The organism is Desmospora activa DSM 45169 (assembly GCF_003046315.1).
Taxonomy (GTDB): domain Bacteria; phylum Bacillota; class Bacilli; order Thermoactinomycetales; family DSM-45169; genus Desmospora; species Desmospora activa.
Window position 1 is genome coordinate 963,868 of record NZ_PZZP01000001.1, and the last position, 15,096, is coordinate 978,963.

Consider the following 15,096-nt stretch of genomic DNA (forward strand, 5'->3'; position numbering starts at 1 on the left):
GGATGTTATGATGATTATTACCTCCTTGGAAGGCCAGGCAGAACGGCTGACCGATTATACCCAACTTACACGAAAGCGGGCGGTCAATGGTGACCGTTCGCTTTCGTTTTGGGTGCCGGAGACGGACCGAAACCGGCATGCTTTCCCGCTTGTGGCTGAGGAATCTACGATCGAATATGACGGTGAAAAGTATGTGATTAAGTCCCTGGAGAAAAGGTTGAAGGGCCGCACGCCGGTTAAGGTTGTGGAAGCCTTGCACAAAATGATCCCCGATCTTGTGGACAACTACATCTATGACACCGAGAGCCGGACACTACAGATAATCCCGGCGCTTTCTTTTGCCTTGCACGGGACGGGGTACACCTTTACGGTACAAGGCTCATTCAGTTCCAAGGAGTTCGAGAACTTTGGTGATGACAACTCGCTCCGATTGCTCACTCAAATAATGGACCGGTACGGAGCCGAGTTTGACATTCAGGGAACCCATTTAACGATCAAAAACGAAATCGGTGGGGAACCGGATTTCGTTTTCCGATACAAGCACAATACCAAGGCTTTGGTACTTCATTCCGATACAAAGGATCTGGCCACCTATATTCGCGGGTATGGGGCGATCGATGAGGAAACCGGCGAATATCTTGTCACAGCGGAATACACCTCATCAAAAGCGTATGGTCCGTTTGGAATCCGTCACGCGCCACCGGTGCGGGATGAACGCTTTTACAACTACGATGCACTGTTAGAAGAATGTAAGCGACGGCTAAAGGATGAGCCAGAAATGAGTTTGCAACTATCCTTTGTCGAGTTAAAAGAGCAGGGCTATCCAGATCAAAAGCCGGGCCTGGGCGACCGCGTCCCGGTCATTCATGAACCGCTAGGGTTGGAATTAACAGCCCGAATCCTAGAGATTACCGACTACCCCGAATCGCTGAAATCCCCCGATGTGGTGCTGGCTAACATACGCCCCAACATGCCGACCCTATACGCTGGATTCCAAAACGCCACCAAGCGACTGGCGGAAGTGATGGACCCCGATGGGAACATTACCACCGTAACAAAAAAGATATATTCCAACTCCCATGTGTATCAGGATAATCTGGGATACTGGGCAGTCAATCCGGTAGATCCTCGGCGCTATGTGTTTATGGGCAGCGGGGGGATCGATGTACGGCGAGGATTGATTCGGGTGGAGCGAGAAGATGGATTTCCGATTATCATTGGTGGGGAGTTACAGTATGATCTGAACATCCAAGGCGCCATTCCCATGTTGAAGAGTACGACGGTAAGTATTGGTGGATCACAAGGGATTTGGTGGGAGACATCCCACGCCGATCAACCACAAAATTGCCAGTTCTTCACTTACGAACACAAAGCCCGGTACTTGGTTGTACGGGCGCTGTTGTACGTGGAGGCGGGAGCGCGGGCATATTTCTCAATTGAAACTGGGACATACGGCCAGGGAAACGTTATCGTGTTGGGTTCTACCACATCAACGAACACAGACCCGGATGATACCGACAGTAGAGCGGAGGAAATCCGAATTGATCTGGGAACGCCAACGGGGAACCGGCGGGCGTTTTATTTGCGTCTTCGTTCCTCCCGCAGTGATCGGAAAGTATATGCGCGAGTATCCCGCTTATGGTTGGAGGGGTGATAAATGAAAGTGAAACTTTATGCCGATATAGACGAAGAGGGAAATATCATTTGCTCTATCGCTGGTTGCGCTATTGTTCCCGGCAGGACATTTGATCATTTTTTTGAGTGTGACAGTTGGGAGATTCCGCAGGAAATCGAAAATTATCAAGTTGTAAACGGGCAGTTGCAACGAAGGGAAGAGCCGGAAGAGGAACCAGAGGAAGAGCAGCCCCCAATCGAAGAAGAGGAGGAGCCTTCAGATCCCATTAACGATTAGCATGTAACGCCCAATACGAGGAGGTGAACCATGGCTTGAAAAGCAGCGGGAGAGAGGGAGTGAAAGCGAGGTGGATCTGTCGCAAGCGATACCGGTTTTGGTCGAGCTGGCTAAACAGGATGCTCGCATTCTCTTAATTTTCTTGCTGGGGCTGGGGCTATGGCACTATGAGCGGCAGGCGCGAGAAAAGGATAAGCAATACCGGGAATGGCTGGAGAAACAGGTGGAGTTCCTACAGAACGAGCGCCGACGGGAGGAGAAAAGGAGGGTAGATTGTGAGCTGGTGGAAGAAGAACGGTTTTCAGACTCTGATCATCACCGGGATGGTGGGCGTGGCCGCGTCCGGGATGATGGAGAAGATGAATGAAATTAAGAAGGAGGGAACGTCAGATGTGGGACAAACTCAGGAAGTCGCTAATGGGGATGACAAAGGGGGAGATCGTCAGTCTGGCAGGGATGGTGCTGGTGATCGCGAATCAAACGCTGGTAGTAATGGGGAAAAGCGAGATCCCGGAGGAGACGGCAAACGGTCTAATGGCCCTGGTTGGGAGTATGGCCGGGTTGTGGGTAGCGGGCAGGGTTCTCCTAGCGGGCAAGAAGCGGCAGGAGGAGAAAGAGGGAGAGAACGACCACCTGTAACCCCGGAAAGACTAGAAATGGTTGCCCAAAAGCCCCCAGAACGCTTCGAATCAATCCCAGAACCTGAAGAGCCAAAGGAATCGAAAGGTAACTCAGGCGGCACCGCAACCCCTCAAAACGGGCATGTGGTGGCCGCTTCTGTTTTGGGAAGCAGCATTAAACTAATCCCCTACAACGCAAACCTGCTGGAGGTCTATCTTTTGACCGAGGAGAGCGCGGCGGGGGTTTCTTTGTTACACAAGGAAGAAGGAGATGACAGCGAATGAGTATCTGCAAATACAAGGATGTGCGAAAATCCCTTGTACGGGACACCAAACGGGGGCCATTGACCCGTTCTGTTTCCCGTATTACTCACCTAGTGATCCATCACAGTGCTACTCGTCAAGGACTGGCTGGGAGCAATGCGGAAGCTTTTGCCCGCTTCCACGTTCAAAACAATGGCTGGCGGAATATTGCCTATGCCTACGTGATTGAACCGGACGGTACGACGAAACACTGCCTGGACCACAATATCAACGGACCCCACGTCGGTAATCATAACGCCTATTCGATCGGTGTTTGTCTCACCGGTGATTTCGCGAAGGAGAAGCCGACAAAAGAGCAGGAAAAAGCATTACGGGCGTTGGTGGCATATTTGAGGAAGGCGATCCCTTCGATAAAGTATATCCGGGGCCATCAGGAAATGGCGGGGTATGCATGGAAGAATTGTCCGGCATTCGACTACAAAAAGGTGCTTGCTGCGTCTGACCCGGCACCCGCTCCGAAGTGGACACAGGAAGAGCTAGACCGCCTGAACAGCGCTCCCAACGGTGCCCGTTTCTCCCGTACCCTTAAATATATCCGGGGGAATCAGATGACCGGAAACGATATTTTGGCCGTGCAACAATTTCTAGGCGTTACCCCGGCCAGGGATAAGAATGGAAAGGTGTACGGTATCTTTGGACCCAAGATAGAGGAAACATTGAAGAAATGGCAGCAGAAAAACGGTATCAAGGTGACTGGTGAGGTTGGCATCGTGAATTGGCGGCGGATGTTTGGGGAAAAGAAGGAGGTACCAAAACCCACGCCCGATGATTCAAAGCCGGGACCGAAACCGTATATTCGAGTGACGGTTAACGGGAAGCAGCAACACGCCTTTGAGCAAAAAGATAGTGCAATCAAGTGGTTTACCGATACGGTAAAAGCGGGGATACGGTGGATATTAAACGATAAATTTAGGAAGCCAGGTGGGGTAATCCCTGTCTAGCTTTTTTTATTTCTAGGAAACTGGTGGTTGGCCGAGTGAACGGATTCCCGCAGAAAAGGTTGGAATATCCCGCTATCAGGCGGGTAATGTTCTTGATCTTTTGGATGAAAAACGCTCCGGGTATAAGCGAGCCAAACAACAACAGCCAGCAAAGCAGGCGAATGGCTTAATATAAAATACTGGGTGGAGATCTCCATCCAGTTTAATTATTTAGAGGTAGAGGGAGCAATTTTATATGGAGATGTTATCAGCGGAGTTGTGGGGATTATCGCAAAAAACTCCGCCGTTAGTGGTGTAGGTTCTTTGTTCTATATAAAGTTACGGTGGTAACTAATTGAGGGAAAAATATAAAGTAACTTGCTGACATATAAAATATATTGTGACATTATGAATAAAGTAATAATGAGGAAATTTAGGAGAGGGTGTATTATTATGAAAAAAATTGTCGTTTTTGTCATGGCGTTCTCACTACTTGTTGGTGGGAGTTTAATGCCGCTAACTGAGAGCGATCTAGTCTTTGCCCAAGAAAATAAACTGCAAGACTGTTCTTCGTGTTCGGGAAATGTAGATGAATCTTTTAGTAATGCTTCGCCAGAACAAAGAGAGGAAATATTAGACATAGTCAAGGGCTCTGAGCAATACAAAAATTTACATAAAAACAATGCTGTTAGTTTTAGTGAATCTACCACGACTGAAGTGAAAATTTCAGTCGAGCACCCGGAATTAGGATTTACCTTAATCAAGAACACAGATGAGAGAAAGCTCTCGATTTTTGGAGTGGATCTGGAAAAAGATTTTGTTTTTTCGAATGTGAACTATGATATTGACAAAATCAACGACAATGAAGAAATACTCACTATTAAATCAACCAAAAAAGAACAAAGCTTTAAAATTACTCAGGATGGGAAGCTGTTCGATCTAACAAACAACAAAGAGATCAAACCTGAAGAAATTGAAAAACTTTGGAATGAACGAGGCGCTGAAGGTGAAGTCAATCCGTTGGCTACATGTAGGGAGTATGTAGCTACTATGTGTGGATTGATGGCGGGCTATGGGATGACACAACTTTGTGCAATGTCTTTCTTTGCTGGGGGACTTCCGGGTGTAGGATGTGTAGTCGTTTACGCTGCAATTGCCACTTGGGGTTGTGGTGGTGCTATAGATTTATTCTGTTAGAAATGAAATAAGGGGGTTAGCCCCCTTATTTTTTTTTGGCTACAATGGAACAAATAGCGAGAGCAAGCATGGTAGCCAATAAGTAAAGCCAAATGTAATTCAATGGGATGTTTTTGTAACCAATGATGGCAAAGACAGATAAGAGAATAACACCAACTATTCCACTTACAATTAGAGTACGTAGTACATAAACTTGAAAAAGTTTAAGAACGCGTTCGTCGACTTCTGGAATTTGAGACTTTTGTCTTTGTTTCTTTTGTAATACGACAGTTATTAACGCAGTGCCGATGAATGCAACGGAGAACAGAATCCAAGTGGTATCCATTTTATGAATCCTCCTTTTTGAGACAGAATATTTGTTCAACTGGGAGACCGAAATAGTTTGCGATTTTTAAAGCCAGTTCTAAACTTGGATTATATCGATTGCCTTCTATTGCTATGATGGTCTGACGTGTAACTTGTAGACCTAGTGCCAATTGTTCTTGGGTCACTCCTTGGGCCTTTCTCAATTCACGTATTCGGTTTAAAACCAATTTACTCACCCTCAAAAGTAAATAGTGCTTTACATTCGTATTATACTGTATTAATCGCTAAATGTTAAGTTCCTTTTACATCAATTTTCGGAGTCGTTGCTTAAGAGCTACGGACGTATGGCTACAACTGTTTAGCGGAAAACGTCCAAATGGCCATTTATTTCACGGATCGTTGAGCTCCTTATTAGCAAGGAGATACCAAAATCGGCGTTTGCTCCTTCTGCCCTATTTATGAAATAAATTCACTTCCCTGTTTAATAGAAGAGAACACAAATTCAACCTTTCATGCGAATAATTATAAGGAGGGTTTGAGAGAGGGAGTTAAAAATAAAGAGGTGAAAAAATGAAAAAAGAATGGTTAATCAGCTTGATCATTGTAGTGTTAATGATAAGCGCAGGGTGTGGGACTGCTGCGAAAGAAGTAGAAAAAGTGAAAGGAGAAGAGTCTAAAGCCAAAGTTGGAGATGAGCAGGAATATCTTAATGAAGAAAGTGAGGCGAAAGGTAAAGGGGAGGAAGACTCTGAACACTGGACAAAGTATGATGTTAAATGGGAAGAGGATTATAAAGAACTAAAATTTGAGATCAAATCTATCGGCATAACGGAAGAACTTCCAGAAATCCAAGATGACGGAACTGAAAAACCATCCCCTGCGTTAGCTGCTCATTTTATAATCGATAATACAACCAATGATATTTTTACTACCTACCCAGATCAGGCTCAACTCGTAACCAGTCAGGAGAGCAAGTAGATGCCGATTTGTTAGTATCTGATCAATTAGGCGGGGAGATCCACGAAGGAGTAAAACAGGATGGTGCTAAGATTGCAAAGGGTATTAAATGAAATGACAGTGAATGAGGGTCAAATCATATATGGAATAAAAGTTAAGGGGACAGCGAAAACATTAAAAGAAATGCTAGATAGTGATGAAATTCATGCAATAAAAGAATCAAACAGAAAAGACGACAGCAATTCAGTAATATATAAAGATATTCCTGATAATTGGGTGGAAGGAGATTCAAAACAATGATAAAACAAATAACGTATATATTAATGATAATCGTTTTTTGTTTCCCTATTCCGACATTTGCTCATGATGGGGAAACAGATTTTCCAGCTGATAAAATTGCACCAGCATATGGGCAAACTGGTGCGTGGATTGATTATTATCTGCCAGGTTACACAAGGGACCCTGCGCGCTATGTTGATCATATGTTTGTATGGGAAGAGGATCAGGGGTTTGAGGCGTATTATCCGGAGAATGCATTGAAGGTCTAGCTCCTAGTGGGATGGAAATTGATTTGAATTTCTACGGATATGATGATGGTATAGTTTGGGGCCAAGGAGCTTATTCAGAAGATCAGGATAGTAATTTCTGGTATACTGATATGCCCTATGGTTACATTGATACTAGTTTTTCGGATAATAAAGATGAACCTGGTATTGGAATTGGATCTGGTCATTGGTATTTAGCTCAGCATTCTGCCTACTACTATGCAGTATCTTATTTACAGGAACCGTATACTGCAGAACGAGACGATTTTAAAGTTACAATTTTAAGAACTCACTTTCATGATCAATGGGATTGGGATGGAGTACCATTTATATGTAGCGGGGAATATGGTGATCCCTGGTGCTATTTTGAGGACGGTTATTTAGATAAAGGTGGGGCTAAGGTGGTACCGTCATGGACGGGGAGTGCACCGGGGTCTACAGAATGGTCATATCCTTCTTATGATTATCCATTTACTCCTCCGAGATATAATGGCTACGAATGTGACGGTACCACTTGTGCTCCCAAATAGTAATAGTATTAAAAAACAATCCTCTTGGGTTTTCCAAGAGGATTGTTTTTTAATACCGATAGTATCTTAACTTCATTTTGTTTTACTGGATACCCAAAAAAACAATAACCCAAGAAGACTTATAAATAACAATTTAACTCCCACTGAAGCTAATCCGGGTCCGCTTCCTGTACAATACCAACAATCTTGTTTAATTAACCAAATATATAAGTCATAATTCCCATGAACCAGGAAAATAAATAAGATTAAGAATAAAGGAGTGACAAAAAAGAATAGAGAAGCGACTTGTATCCATGTCAAATTTCTGTATTTTTTTACGAGAAAAACAACAATTATAGATATAATAGACGCGATTATCTGCAAAATCACTATAATAACCCCCCTTTCGTTTTCATTCTAAACAATATAATTCAACATTTCTTTTTTTGTTCCTTTTAACCCAGGTAGGAGTCCCCGTTTCGGGAAGATGAGGCGCGGAAGTCCTGAAAAGGTAGCGATCAACGGGAAGCAGCAACATGCATTTGAGAAGCAAGTGAGCGTGGTAAATTGGATCAAGGTAAGTGTGAAAACAGGGGATACGGTGGATATTAAACGATAGACAACGAAGCCGGGCAGGATTCACTCCCCACCCGGCTTTATATTATGCTTGCATCAGTCTTTGTTTCTTTAAGATTTTGCGAACACGTTTTTCTGCAGTGGCTCTTGTTTTATCAATTCCAATTGATTTTTCTGTAAGCTTTACATAATCATCTGCTGAAATTTCGCCTGCATAGTAACGTTCAATTGGAGATAATGTGGTATGAGTACTTTTTTTTCCTTCTTTTCTTATTCGTGCCATTTTATTCTTCCCTCCCTGAAGCAATAAGTGAGTGAAGTTTTTCTTCATTTTTAATTCTGTAAGTCATCAATGGAAGAGCGAGTTGGTTAGCGAAATACTGTAAGTATTTCTCGTCGTCATCAGTAAAAGTATTTTCTGACCAACAATCTATATTTAAGACACCAATACAGGTGTTAAAGAGTATAATTGGAACGCAAATAAGGGAAATGTAATCTTTTTGTTGAGGAACCTTTTGGAAAGGTGTATTATTCTCATCCCTTTTTTTAATATTGCCGGTACGAATTATTCTTTTTTCGCGAAAAGCAGTTCCCGCATAGGATCTTTCACCTAATCGAAGTTTGTCCCGTCCTTCATCCGAATAACCATGTCCTTTTATAATATACAACTTCCCATTGGAATTGGGAACTAAAATGCAAATTCTAGACCGCCCTTTTTTCCCTTCCTTAACAGCATGAAGAATCATGTTAAGTGCTAAATCCATGGCTTTATCAAAAACTTCTTTTACTTTTTCTTTATCCTCTTGAGAAGTCCCTATAACTTTGTGGGCTTGTTTTCCTACTTCGTTTAGGTATCCCATTATCATGAATTTATGTTTAGAATCATCGTTTAAAACTTGAAATTCCTCTTGTAGCTTCTCAATTGTCTTTTTATATTTTTGTAGTTCCTTGTTCGGTGTAAAATCAAAAGAACCGATTTGAAATTGAGAAACTTTCAAAATGGTAAGGGAAAGATTATCGCCAGATCGAACTTTAAAGTAGACAACAACTATGTAACCCAAGACCAGTAGGATAATTCCCAGGATTAATCCAAAAGAGATTGGGCCTTCATATTGGGAGAGTCCCAACCAATCTAAAGCTTTGCCTAATATTCCCTATCTCTCCCTTCAAAGTTTTTAACTAAAACATTCATCAATTCTTATTCGGAATCCTTTGTCTAACTTTGTCGATTTTTAGTATCCAAAACCGGGAGGGAGATCCCACCCGGTTTTTATTATGCCGCCTTTTCTTCTACCTGCCGTTTCCCTTTACGGAATATCCCCATCATGCCAGCGGCGATCAACAACAAGGCCGGGAGAACTCCGAACAAACCAATGTTCCACAACAAGGCGAGGCCGGATAGAGCCATGAGAGCACCGCCGATTTTGGCCCAGAACTTAACCACGATTGCGCCGATAATAGCAAGGGCTGAGAACCAAAAGGCGGCGGCTCCGCTGTTGAGCACCGATTCATTACCGGTAAATTCCGCATCAAGAGCACCAAAGAACAGGGCGAAGAAGGCACCACCAAAGCCGATAACACCACCGATAATCCCCAGTACCAGTTCCGTTGTCCGGCTCATGTGATCACTCTCCATCCATTGCAATTTCAAACTGAATTTTGCCCAATGTACTATAGGTTTCACCGTGGACCACTTCTCCAAGTTCCAAGTTGAATGATTTTACCTCATCGGTAGTCAATTTCTTGTTATTATCAGTGGTAAAAGACAGGACACCATCTTGTTTAACCCCAGCGGATACGTCTCCTCCAACACTATCCCCCATAAACATGTTGGCGGTTAACTGCATTTGCATATCGGGGATCACGATCTTTCCGTCCATATCCGGATAAATGGTGATGGGGTGACTTGCGGTGTTTTCCAGGTTGATCCCCACATCGATTTTATCCTCCCGTACTACAACCTCTGCCACCGTCACTTTTAAGCCGCCGACATCTTTGGTTTCATTAACAGTGGTACGTTTTTCGCCATCGTTTTTCCCTTGATCATTCTGTTTATTCTCTTCATTGCCGGAGGCATCTTCCGCACCAGTGCTGACATCATCAGGTCCACAACCAACTAAAGCAAAAGCAAACAGACAAATGATTGCCATGAATCCGATTTTTTTCAATTTGAATCCCCCTCATTTTTGACTAGTTTATCGACTTCTTCTTCGCTAATCCGCCAGACTGACATGAGTTTTGTTCCCTTGATCTTGCCATCCCTCATCCATTTCTTGATTGTGAGAGGTGAAACCGCCAACCTCTCAGCCGCTTCCTTGGGCGTGATTAAACGATCTTTTTTTTGTTGAGTATCACCCACTTTATTCATCTCTCCTTTCTTACCGCATCTGCAATAAAAATAATAGAATTTACCGGTAAACCCGTCAATTGGTAGCTATCTTTATCTATCGTTTCCTATCTGAAGTTATCTCCACCTCTCATTAGCGATCTGAACCCATTTTCACGCAAAAAAAATTTGGGATCAAAGCCCAAATAAGTCTTTATATAATGATGAGTAATTTGGTGTTAAGTACTTATATTGTCTTTTTTGCATACCAAGCATTGGGATTCTCCTTGACGCTGGTGGGTCTTTTGTTAGTCGTGTCAGAAACGGCCGGTTCCGTGGGCAGGATTGTATGGGGACTCATCAGTGATCGTTGGGGTGGTCGGCGGTTGGCAGTTTTACTGATTATCGCCCTGGGCACTTTGATATGCAGTCTGCTAGCTTCCTTGTGGCAACCGGATTGGTCGTTTGCGTGGTTGGTGGTGCTGGTGGCTGTTTTCGGTTTTTGTATCTGCGACTTTAACGGAATCTGGATGAATGCAGCCACAGAATCGGTTCCTGAGAGGCAAGCGGGCTTGGCCAGCGGCTTTAGTGTCTCCTTAGGATCTTGGGGTGTAGTGTTAGGGCCACCGTTGTTTGGCTGGGTGGTGGATTTGACCAGTGGGTACACCGTGGCGTGGTTGTTGTTGGCTGGTGTGATGGTTGGGGTGATTGCGATGTTACTCATCGTGATGCGTATACCTGAACACAAGAACTGACCCGTCTCAACGATACTGGGAAGTGATCCGGTTGCTTCCACTTACCACCGGCTTTTAGGGAATGATTCAGGCCAGGAACTGGCCTTTGTGGAGAGTCGGCAGGAGTCGGTTCGATGAAACGAGAAGTTCGTCATTTGAAATGGCGAGAGGTTCACAACACAAACAAACACTCCTCCGCGATGGAATTCTAACATATTTATCCACTTTTTTGACACACAGTATAGTTCAACATTTGAACGGAATCTTGACAAGGAATCAAGAAGTAAAATACTAAACAGAATACAGACAATCCCGGAAATCTCGCCGGTTTAAAAACAAATCTCTTTCTTTGTGCTGATGATTCAGCACTTTTTTTGTCGAACTTTAGGAAATTTCCCCTAAAAACCGATGTCCTTTGACAAGGGAATGAACCAATATTTCCTGTGATTACGCTTCCATTTGTCGAATACAGTCATAAGTTTTCGACCTATTCACTAAAATATAACAATGGAGGGGATTGTATAAAATTAGATTTTTTATTAGCATATGGAAATAAATAGAGAGAAAGGGGCCCGATCATTCAGTGGATCAACAGTTGAATTGGGAAAGGGTACAAAGGCGGTTGGAAGCAGGGGCAAGTTATCGGCAGATGGCGGAAGCACTTGGTTTAACGTTGGGACAGTTTCGCTACCGTCTGCAAAAATACCGGAAAGCGATGGAAGAGATTGCAGTCACACAAGCAGAACCCCGACTGGAACGACCGGAATGGAAAGAAGATAGCCGTCTGTGGGAGGAGGAGTGGGTGCAAACAGGGATCGAAGATCGTCTGATCCTAATGGCGAAGGATCCCTGGACACTATTTGCTCACTGGCGGGTAAGCCCGTTACAACAGCGATTGGTGTGTCGTCATTTTGAGTCGGAGTGGGGACGACTGCCTTTTTCCTTGCGGTTATGTGATGTGACTGATCTACATTATGACGGTAAACATGCCCATTCCATCCGGGTGGAAAATACGCACCCACTGGCGGATCGCTATTGGTTGGCAGGAGTCACACCCGGGCGCCATTATTTAGCAGAATGGGGAACATGGACGCTGGAAGGCCATTTTTTTACCCTTCTCTGTTCAAATGTTGTAAAAACACCGCGGATACTGGAAGAGCGAAATCGAGCGGTGTTGAAGATGGAGCCGGTCGCCTCGGAAAAAACAACGGCGACGACCGATCTGGAAAAACCCTTTTACCCTGATATCGCTGATAGGTGGAATGATCGCTTCGACGGATATACATGGGTGGAGAAAAAGGAGGGTGACAGATGAGTCACGGTTATTTCGCTCTTGTACTTCATGCCCACCTTCCTTATGTACGCCATCCGGAACGAGACGATGTCCTAGAAGAACGGTGGCTGTATGAAGCGGTAACGGAATGTTATATTCCACTGTTGCAGGTTTTTCAAGGATTGCAACGGGATGGAGTGGACTTTCGCTTGGCTTTATCCATCAGTCCACCTCTGGCGGCGATGCTGGCGGATCCGCTTTTACAAAAACGGACGGCGGCTCACTTGGAGCAGTTGGTAGAACTGGGAGAGCGGGAAGTGGAACGGACGGTGGGGGATGCTTCCTTCCACCCCTTGGCACGGATGTATCGAGATCGCTTTCAGGGAGCGCGGGATTTTTATCAAGAGGTGCAAGGCGATCTATTGCAAGAGTTTTGCCGTTTGGAAGCAGCAGGGAGGCTGGAGTTGTTTACGGCGGTGGGAACCCATCCCTTTTTACCGTATCTGTTGCGGGAGGAAACAATGCGCGCTCACATTCAAGCGGCGGTCGCTTCCCATGAACGGTTGTTGGGGCGACGTCCGCGGGGAATCTGGTTGCCGGAGTGCGGGTTTGTCCCCGGGGTGGATCGACTGTTGCGAGAGGCGGACATTCAGTGGTTTTGCGTCGATAGTCACGCGGTTGCTGCTGCAGCCCCTCCTTCTCGCTTGGGCACGACCTCCCCGATTCTCACCTCCGCGGGGGTTGCGGCTTTCGCCCGTGATCCGCAGTCGTCGGAACAGGTGTGGAGCTCTCGTACGGGCTATCCCGGTGATTACGATTATCGTGAATACTACCGCGATATCGGCTATGACCTGGATTGGGAGACGATCGGGTCCTATGTTCATCCCGAGGGTATCCGCCTTCATACCGGCTTTAAATATTACCGTATCACAGGATACGGGGCGCACAAGGAGCCGTATAACCCGGAGTGGGCACGGGAAAAAGCGGCTGGGCACGCCCGTCATTTCTTAGCGGAAAGACAGGCGCAGGTGCGGGCAGAGCGGCAAAAGCATGGACGTCATCCGGTGATTACCGCCCCCTTTGATGCGGAATTGTTTGGTCACTGGTGGTTTGAGGGACCCCTTTTTCTCGATATGTTGTTTCGGCAGATGCATTTTGATCAAGCGGATGTGAAGTCGATCACCCCAACGCAGTATTTGGAGCGTTACACCGATTATCCTGTCTGTGAGATGGAGATGAGCTCCTGGGGACGCCACGGTTATGGAGATGTATGGTTGCAAGGGAAGAATGAGTGGATTTATCCGGTGATACAGAAGGCGGAAGAGCAGTTTAATCACCTGGTTCATCGCATAGAACCGGTCTCTTCTCAAATGCAACGAGCCATGGCGCAAGCGGGTCGGGAGTTGATGCTGGCCCAGTCCAGCGATTGGGCATTTATCATGGATAGTCAAACCATGGTGGAGTATGCGATCAAACGGACAAAACAACATATTGCACGCTTTGATCGATTAGCGGCGATGATTGAAGCAGATGCGGTGGATGAGGAGTGGCTGGCTCAGGTTGAGGAGCTGGATGGGCTGTTTCCGGATTTAAATCCGGCATGGTTTCGCTCCCCTTGGCGGCAGAAGCCCATTGTGAAAGGGAAACGGCCTTCCGTGTTGATGCTCACATGGGAATACCCCCCGATGACCGTGGGTGGATTGTCCCGTCATGTGTACGATTTATCCCGTTATCTGGTGCAACAGGGATGGGAGGTGCATGTGGTAACCACGGAAGTGCAGGGGTATCCGCACACAGAGACGGTGGAAGGGGTACATATTCATCGCGCTCATGTGATGAAGCCCTTTGGCAACCAGTTTTATCACTGGGTGTTTCAGTTGAACCGCATGCTGCTGGATACTTGTCGTTCCCTAATGGCTGCGGGGCATTGCTTTGATGTTGTTCATGCGCACGATTGGTTGGTAAGTGCGGCGGCCCAAGGACTAAAAGAGGCCTTCCACCTGCCGCTGGTAGCCACCATCCACGCGACTGAGCATGGGCGTAATCAGGGGATCCATACCGAGCTACAGCAACGCATCCATCGCTTGGAATGGGAGCTCACTTATGAAGCCGCGCGCGTGATTGTGTGCAGTCGGCATATGGAGCGGGAAGTACAGGATGTGTTTCAACTGCCTACGGATAAAATGCGAGTGATTCCCAATGGTGTCGATCCCGCTCTGCTCCAACCGCCATCGCTAAACGAGGGAGGGCCTGAACCTTTTGCCCGTAGCGGTGAGCGCATCATTTTGTTCGTCGGCCGACTGGTACGGGAAAAAGGGGTGAGCACATTATTGGAGGCGGCAGTAGAAGTTGTGAAGGTTCATCCCGACACCAAATGGATCATCGTGGGCAAAGGTCCGATGAAGGAGGTGTGGGAAGCAGAAGCGCAGCGGCTGGGATTGGCGGAAAAAATACTATTCACCGGATTTATCAGCGACGCTGACCGCAATCGCTTGTTACAACTGGCGGAGATCGCAGTGTTTCCCAGTTGGTATGAACCCTTTGGCATTGTGGCTTTGGAAGCGATGGCTGCCGGAACGTCTGTGGTCGTCTCGGATACAGGCGGTTTGGCGGATGTGGTAGACCATGACAAAAATGGGCTAAAGGCGTACCCCGGCGATGCCACCTCTCTGCTTCGACAGATTCGCACGTTGTTGGAAGATGGAGGGAAATCCCGCCGACTGGCGGAAGCGGCCCGGGAACACATTTACCGTTTTGACTGGAAGCGAATCGCCGACCAGACCACCGCCGTCTATCAAGAGATGATCGCCCCCGAGGCGATCGATGTTCGGGAAGAAGTGGCTGCACACCATGAATCCCGTTGAAGGGGAATTGTTAAGGGTTTAAAAAAGAGAGGA

Annotated in this window: 21 protein-coding genes; 14 read left to right on the forward strand and 7 right to left on the reverse strand. The window is 46.0% G+C overall.

The window, feature by feature from the left end; genetic code table 11:
• The first annotated feature begins 7 nt into the window (after nt 1–7).
• The 7 genes from C8J48_RS04755 to C8J48_RS04785 all read left to right on the forward strand — a co-directional run bounded on the left by C8J48_RS04755 (nt 8) and on the right by C8J48_RS04785 (nt 4,973).
• Nucleotides 8–1,654, forward strand: coding sequence for a phage tail protein (locus C8J48_RS04755; protein ID WP_170105173.1), 1,647 nt, complete (start codon nt 8–10; stop codon nt 1,652–1,654).
• 3 nt (nt 1,655–1,657) lie between these two features.
• Nucleotides 1,658–1,912 carry a hypothetical protein gene (locus C8J48_RS04760; RefSeq protein WP_107725201.1) on the forward strand — a complete coding sequence of 85 codons (255 nt, stop codon included), beginning with the start codon at nt 1,658–1,660 and terminating at the stop codon, nt 1,910–1,912.
• A 70-nt stretch (nt 1,913–1,982) separates the two neighbouring features.
• Entirely contained in the window at nt 1,983–2,279 is a 297-nt protein-coding gene (locus tag C8J48_RS04765; protein WP_107725202.1) for a hypothetical protein, read from the forward strand.
• 23 nt (nt 2,280–2,302) lie between these two features.
• Nucleotides 2,303–2,551: a hypothetical protein gene (locus tag C8J48_RS04770; protein ID WP_107725203.1), complete on the forward strand. Its 249-nt coding sequence runs from the start codon at nt 2,303–2,305 to the stop codon at nt 2,549–2,551.
• A gap of 17 nt (nt 2,552–2,568) precedes the next feature.
• Nucleotides 2,569–2,817: a hypothetical protein gene (locus tag C8J48_RS04775; RefSeq protein WP_107725204.1), complete on the forward strand. Its 249-nt coding sequence runs from the start codon at nt 2,569–2,571 to the stop codon at nt 2,815–2,817.
• Complete coding sequence (locus tag C8J48_RS04780; RefSeq protein WP_107725205.1) at nt 2,814–3,797, forward strand: peptidoglycan recognition protein family protein; 984 nt, start codon at nt 2,814–2,816, stop codon at nt 3,795–3,797. The genes C8J48_RS04775 and C8J48_RS04780 overlap by 4 nt, the downstream gene beginning before the upstream one ends.
• A gap of 432 nt (nt 3,798–4,229) precedes the next feature.
• Nucleotides 4,230–4,973 carry a hypothetical protein gene (locus C8J48_RS04785; RefSeq protein WP_107725206.1) on the forward strand — a complete coding sequence of 248 codons (744 nt, stop codon included), beginning with the start codon at nt 4,230–4,232 and terminating at the stop codon, nt 4,971–4,973.
• 25 nt (nt 4,974–4,998) lie between these two features.
• Here C8J48_RS04785 and C8J48_RS04790 read toward each other — a convergent pair whose 3' ends face one another.
• Both C8J48_RS04790 and C8J48_RS04795 read right to left on the reverse strand, forming a co-directional pair.
• Entirely contained in the window at nt 4,999–5,298 is a 300-nt protein-coding gene (locus C8J48_RS04790) for a hypothetical protein (protein WP_107725207.1), read from the reverse strand.
• 1 nt (nt 5,299) lies between these two features.
• The gene (locus C8J48_RS04795) at nt 5,300–5,515 is read right to left on the reverse strand and encodes a helix-turn-helix transcriptional regulator (RefSeq protein ID WP_342748221.1); all 216 of its coding nucleotides are present in this window, start codon (nt 5,513–5,515) and stop codon (nt 5,300–5,302) included.
• Nucleotides 5,516–5,849: 334 nt separating this feature from the next.
• Between C8J48_RS04795 and C8J48_RS04800 the strand changes: the two genes are divergently transcribed.
• The 4 genes from C8J48_RS04800 to C8J48_RS04815 are packed head-to-tail and all read left to right on the forward strand — an operon-like array spanning nt 5,850 to nt 7,311.
• Nucleotides 5,850–6,257, forward strand: coding sequence for a hypothetical protein (locus C8J48_RS04800; RefSeq protein ID WP_107725209.1), 408 nt, complete (start codon nt 5,850–5,852; stop codon nt 6,255–6,257).
• Nucleotides 6,258–6,317: 60 nt separating this feature from the next.
• Complete coding sequence (locus C8J48_RS04805) at nt 6,318–6,536, forward strand: hypothetical protein (RefSeq protein WP_107725210.1); 219 nt, start codon at nt 6,318–6,320, stop codon at nt 6,534–6,536.
• Entirely contained in the window at nt 6,533–6,784 is a 252-nt protein-coding gene (locus C8J48_RS04810) for a hypothetical protein (protein WP_107725211.1), read from the forward strand. Before C8J48_RS04805 ends, C8J48_RS04810 begins: the two co-directional genes overlap by 4 nt.
• A gap of 23 nt (nt 6,785–6,807) precedes the next feature.
• The gene (locus C8J48_RS04815; RefSeq protein ID WP_146160447.1) at nt 6,808–7,311 is read left to right on the forward strand and encodes a hypothetical protein; all 504 of its coding nucleotides are present in this window, start codon (nt 6,808–6,810) and stop codon (nt 7,309–7,311) included.
• A gap of 640 nt (nt 7,312–7,951) precedes the next feature.
• On the opposite strand, the gene C8J48_RS04825 is transcribed toward C8J48_RS04815, so the two are convergent.
• From C8J48_RS04825 to C8J48_RS04845, 5 genes are all read right to left on the reverse strand, one after another.
• Nucleotides 7,952–8,149: a hypothetical protein gene (locus tag C8J48_RS04825; RefSeq protein WP_107725214.1), complete on the reverse strand. Its 198-nt coding sequence runs from the start codon at nt 8,147–8,149 to the stop codon at nt 7,952–7,954.
• Nucleotide 8,150: 1 nt separating this feature from the next.
• Entirely contained in the window at nt 8,151–8,927 is a 777-nt protein-coding gene (locus C8J48_RS04830) for a GAF domain-containing protein (protein ID WP_146160448.1), read from the reverse strand.
• 212 nt (nt 8,928–9,139) lie between these two features.
• Nucleotides 9,140–9,487 carry a hypothetical protein gene (locus C8J48_RS04835; protein WP_107725216.1) on the reverse strand — a complete coding sequence of 116 codons (348 nt, stop codon included), beginning with the start codon at nt 9,485–9,487 and terminating at the stop codon, nt 9,140–9,142.
• Between the two features lie 4 nt (nt 9,488–9,491).
• On the reverse strand, nt 9,492–10,034 hold the full coding sequence (locus tag C8J48_RS04840) for an LptM family lipoprotein (protein WP_107725217.1): 543 nt from the start codon (nt 10,032–10,034) through the stop codon (nt 9,492–9,494).
• Nucleotides 10,031–10,225 carry a helix-turn-helix domain-containing protein gene (locus C8J48_RS04845; protein WP_170105175.1) on the reverse strand — a complete coding sequence of 65 codons (195 nt, stop codon included), beginning with the start codon at nt 10,223–10,225 and terminating at the stop codon, nt 10,031–10,033. Before C8J48_RS04845 ends, C8J48_RS04840 begins: the two co-directional genes overlap by 4 nt.
• 203 nt (nt 10,226–10,428) lie before the next feature.
• Here C8J48_RS04845 and C8J48_RS04850 point away from each other — a divergent pair, with 203 nt between their 5' ends.
• The 3 genes from C8J48_RS04850 (at nt 10,429) to C8J48_RS04860 (ending at nt 15,063) form a co-directional block, all read left to right on the forward strand.
• On the forward strand, nt 10,429–10,947 hold the full coding sequence (locus C8J48_RS04850; protein WP_170105177.1) for an MFS transporter: 519 nt from the start codon (nt 10,429–10,431) through the stop codon (nt 10,945–10,947).
• A 562-nt stretch (nt 10,948–11,509) separates the two neighbouring features.
• On the forward strand, nt 11,510–12,241 hold the full coding sequence (locus tag C8J48_RS04855) for a DUF4912 domain-containing protein (RefSeq protein ID WP_107725220.1): 732 nt from the start codon (nt 11,510–11,512) through the stop codon (nt 12,239–12,241).
• A complete protein-coding gene (locus C8J48_RS04860) occupies nt 12,238–15,063 on the forward strand; it encodes a 1,4-alpha-glucan branching protein domain-containing protein (RefSeq protein WP_107725221.1) in 2,826 nt (941 codons plus the stop codon). The genes C8J48_RS04855 and C8J48_RS04860 overlap by 4 nt, the downstream gene beginning before the upstream one ends.
• Nucleotides 15,064–15,096 lie beyond the last annotated feature (33 nt).

Coding starts and splice junctions, on each gene's coding strand:
- C8J48_RS04770 (WP_107725203.1), top strand. CDS start 2,303: ATGTGGGACAAACTCAGGAAGTCGCTAATGGGGATGACAAAGGGGGAG.
- C8J48_RS04785 (WP_107725206.1), top strand. CDS start 4,230: ATGAAAAAAATTGTCGTTTTTGTCATGGCGTTCTCACTACTTGTTGGT.
- C8J48_RS04790 (WP_107725207.1), bottom strand. CDS start 5,298: ATGGATACCACTTGGATTCTGTTCTCCGTTGCATTCATCGGCACTGCG.
- C8J48_RS04805 (WP_107725210.1), top strand. CDS start 6,318: ATGGTGCTAAGATTGCAAAGGGTATTAAATGAAATGACAGTGAATGAG.
- C8J48_RS04800 (WP_107725209.1), top strand. CDS start 5,850: ATGAAAAAAGAATGGTTAATCAGCTTGATCATTGTAGTGTTAATGATA.
- C8J48_RS04775 (WP_107725204.1), top strand. CDS start 2,569: ATGGTTGCCCAAAAGCCCCCAGAACGCTTCGAATCAATCCCAGAACCT.
- C8J48_RS04760 (WP_107725201.1), top strand. CDS start 1,658: ATGAAAGTGAAACTTTATGCCGATATAGACGAAGAGGGAAATATCATT.
- C8J48_RS04860 (WP_107725221.1), top strand. CDS start 12,238: ATGAGTCACGGTTATTTCGCTCTTGTACTTCATGCCCACCTTCCTTAT.
- C8J48_RS04835 (WP_107725216.1), bottom strand. CDS start 9,487: ATGAGCCGGACAACGGAACTGGTACTGGGGATTATCGGTGGTGTTATC.
- C8J48_RS04825 (WP_107725214.1), bottom strand. CDS start 8,149: ATGGCACGAATAAGAAAAGAAGGAAAAAAAAGTACTCATACCACATTA.
- C8J48_RS04810 (WP_107725211.1), top strand. CDS start 6,533: ATGATAAAACAAATAACGTATATATTAATGATAATCGTTTTTTGTTTC.
- C8J48_RS04780 (WP_107725205.1), top strand. CDS start 2,814: ATGAGTATCTGCAAATACAAGGATGTGCGAAAATCCCTTGTACGGGAC.
- C8J48_RS04755 (WP_170105173.1), top strand. CDS start 8: ATGATGATTATTACCTCCTTGGAAGGCCAGGCAGAACGGCTGACCGAT.